Below are 3,200 nucleotides of genomic sequence, written 5' to 3'. Positions count from 1 at the left end.
GTTTTACCCGCAAGCTGCTAGAATGGCGGAGTACCGATCAACGATCGACGGCGATCTCGGATGCACATCAGTCTGGAAATCAACAATGTCGACGCCTTGCCCGCTGGTACCTCGACCTGCTACGCGGCGCGTGATCGCGGCTTCGACATCGGACGCGATGCTTGCGACTGGACCTTGCCGGATCCCGACAAGTTCATCTCGGGCCGCCACTGCGAGGTTCGCTACGAGGCGGGCGCGTTCTGGCTGCACGACATCTCGCGCAATGGGACTTTCATCAACGGATCGAGCCAGCGCATGACCGGGCCACACCGGCTTGGCCATGGCGACCGGATACTGATCGGCCGTTATGTCATCTTGGTATCGATCGACGAAGAGCGCGCCACGGCGGGCTACCGCAGCTACAAATCCGAGCAGCGAGACATGCCGCCCGCGACAGGCCGACCGCTGGAATTCAAAGATGCACCTTTCTTCGATCCCGCGCAGCAACGGCCCGGGCAGCGCATTCCGCCGCACTCCCCACCCCTGCCTTCGACCAGAGACGAGGTCTTGCGGGAGATCGCGATCGGAGCCGGCATTTCGCCGGAATTGCTTCAATTACGCGACCCGCATGAAGTTGCCGCCGAAATCGGCGCGGTCCTGCGGGTGGTGGTCGAGGAACTGACGTTGCTGCTGAAAGCACGTGCGGCCGCGAAAATGCTGGCCAAGAGCACACAACGAACGATGATCAGCGCCGCCGACAACAATCCGCTGAAGTTCGTTCCAGGAACCGACGACATCCTCGAAATCATGTTCGCCCGTCGCAGGGCCGGCTATCTTGATGCCAGGCGCAGTATCGAGGACGCATTCCGCGATCTGAAGACGCACGAATTCGCCACCTATGCCGCCATGCAAGCTGCGCTCTCCCGACTGCTTGACGACCTGTCGCCCGAGGCGATCGGCAGGAAACTCCCGCCTACGTCGTTCACATCGAAGAAGGGGCAGGCCTGGGACGCCTATGTCGCGACATGGCGGACCATGGAGGAGGCACATGAAAACGGCATGCTGGACATCTACCTGGCGTATTTCAGCGAGGCCTACGCCAAAGCCGACAAGCAAAAATAGGCGATCCAGGAAACGCCTGGCAGGCCAGTCAGAAAAGTCCTCCGACGCCCGGCATCCGGTTCCAATAAACAATTTCTGAGATTACAATCGCGTACGACAGTTCGCCAAGCGGGTAAGACTCATTGACCTGGGGGTCTGCGGCAATGTCATGCTACGGCGGGACAGGATTTTCTGGCCAATCCTTCTGCGGACACTGCCGCGGCCGACCGGGGTTGCGGTCCCTTTACCCGACCAGAAACCGTCTTGCGCCTGTCTCGCCCAATCGCGGGTATCCCGCCTGCACGGGTGATCGGCGATGAGCTCGAAGGACGACCCCTTCGGTCCGGCGGGCAAGACCGTCATTCGCGCAAATCCACGGCGCACGCAAAAACCGCCGCCGGTTCCGGAGCAATCCATCGCGGACACCTCCAGGATCGAGGATTCAACCGTGTTCGATCCTGGCGTCGTGCGGCCACCGGGCTGGGTATCAGGAACCGTCATCTATCAAGGCCCGGCCCTGGGTGCCCCAGCAGGTACCAGCTCTTCGGCCGCCGCATCAACGCCGCCCATCGAGCAGCGCATGCTGCTCGGCGCCGCCGAGGTGGTCAGATACTGCGCGGCAAACACTATTCTCGCTGCGGCCGCTCCTTTGCTGATGCTGTTTGGGCAACTCAGGCTGATGCCTGTCGAAAGACAGGCGGAGCCACTGGCGCAACATGTCGCTGAGGCCATCGAAAAATTCGACCGGACGGTGGAGAAATCGGACGTTGCCGAAGAGGATGCGCGGATTGCGCGTTATGTTCTGTGCGAAACAGCCGACGATCTCATCGGCAACCTGCCTTGGCCTGGGAAAGACGACTGGTCGCAACGCAGCATGTCGTGGCAGTTCTTTCATACCCAGTCCTCCGGCACAGGCTTCTACGAAGCACTGAACAAGATCCTGGCCCATCCCGAGACACATTACGATCTGCTCGAACTGATGCATGTCTGTCTGTCGCTGGGGTTCGAGGGCCAGTATCGCGGCGTGAGGCGCGAAGACAACAATCTCGAGCGCGTTCGACGCGACGTCTACGAGACGCTTCGCTACTTCAGGACGCGTGCGGGTGAAGACATCTCGCCGCGCTGGCAGGGCTTGGCCGAGACGATGGCGCAGTCCTCGGCCCGCCTGCCGCTTTGGGTGGTTGCCGCGTCAGCGTCGGCGCTGCTGGCGGCAGCGTTCTTCGCATTGCGGGTCTTCATCTCCAATGAAGGCGACGCCGCCGCAGGTGAATTGCTGGCACTCAACCCATCAATACCCGTCGCTATCGAGCGCGCCAGCGTGGCGCCGCTGGTCGAGCCAGCCAAAGTCGCCCCACCGGCGGCCAACGCTCAGATCGATCGTATTCGTGCGGCGCTGGCCAAGGACGTCGAAGGCGGCGGACTGGCCATTGGCACCAAGGGCGACTTCATCGTCGTGGAAATCAACAATCTGCTGCTGTTCCAGTCCGGCAGGGCCGAGACGAAGCCGGAATTTCAGCCCATCGCCGCCGACATCGCCGCGGCTCTTGAGCACGAGCCTGGACCGATCCGGATCGTCGGCCACACGGATAATGTCAAACCGCGTCGGTCGAGCGCCTTCAAATCCAACTTCGACCTTTCGCTGGCCCGGGCCAAAGCCGTCGAAGCGCTGATGGCCGCGAAATTCAGCGATCCCTCGCGACTGACGGTGGACGGCAAGGGCGAGGACGAACCGATCGCCGAAAACGCGACGCCGGAAGGCCGCGCCAGGAACCGCCGTGTCGATGTGATGATCCCCAGGGAGGAGACATTGTGACGACCTGCTGGAAGCATCCATGACGCGTTGGCTGCTGCGGATATTCAGCATGACCGCGCTGATCGGCTTCGCGACGGCCATATGGTTTGCCGGCCCCTTGATCCGCTTTGCCGATAGCCGGCCGCTCGGGCCTGCCTGGCTGCGTGCAACGATCATCGGTGTAATCGTGGCGACGCTGGCGCTTGTTCACGGGCTGCGTTTCTGGCAGGGGAGGAAGGCGCAAAAAGCGCTCGAAACCGTCGTTGCGCACAATGATGACCGCGATGATGACGATGGGCGGCTGCTCGAAGCCCGCATGAATGAGGCC

At 61.9% G+C, this 3,200-nt stretch carries 3 protein-coding genes; all 3 read left to right on the top strand.

Annotated elements, in window-relative coordinates:
* Window positions 1-60 precede the first annotated feature (60 nt).
* A complete protein-coding gene (gene tagH / locus EN879_RS29545) occupies window positions 61-1,101 on the top strand; it encodes a type VI secretion system-associated FHA domain protein TagH (RefSeq protein ID WP_063170597.1) in 1,041 nt (346 codons plus the stop codon).
* A gap of 295 nt (window positions 1,102-1,396) precedes the next feature.
* Window positions 1,397-2,893 carry a type VI secretion system protein TssL, long form gene (gene tssL, locus EN879_RS29540; RefSeq protein WP_127274430.1) on the top strand — a complete coding sequence of 499 codons (1,497 nt, stop codon included), beginning with the start codon at window positions 1,397-1,399 and terminating at the stop codon, window positions 2,891-2,893.
* Window positions 2,894-2,912: 19 nt separating this feature from the next.
* On the top strand, window positions 2,913-3,200 hold a 288-nt coding region (locus EN879_RS29535; RefSeq protein WP_164774655.1), incomplete at its 3' end, for a hypothetical protein.

Origin of the sequence: Mesorhizobium sp. M7A.F.Ca.AU.002.02.1.1 (assembly GCF_003998535.1) — a bacterium.
In the GTDB taxonomy this organism is placed as follows: domain Bacteria; phylum Pseudomonadota; class Alphaproteobacteria; order Rhizobiales; family Rhizobiaceae; genus Mesorhizobium; species Mesorhizobium ciceri.
This window is presented reverse-complemented; position numbering and strand designations above follow the sequence as displayed.

Bases quoted from the DNA above. Each gene is read 5' to 3' on its own strand.
- tagH (WP_063170597.1), top strand. From the start codon at position 61: ATGCACATCAGTCTGGAAATCAACAATGTCGACGCCTTGCCCGCTGGT.
- tssL (WP_127274430.1), top strand. From the start codon at position 1,397: ATGAGCTCGAAGGACGACCCCTTCGGTCCGGCGGGCAAGACCGTCATT.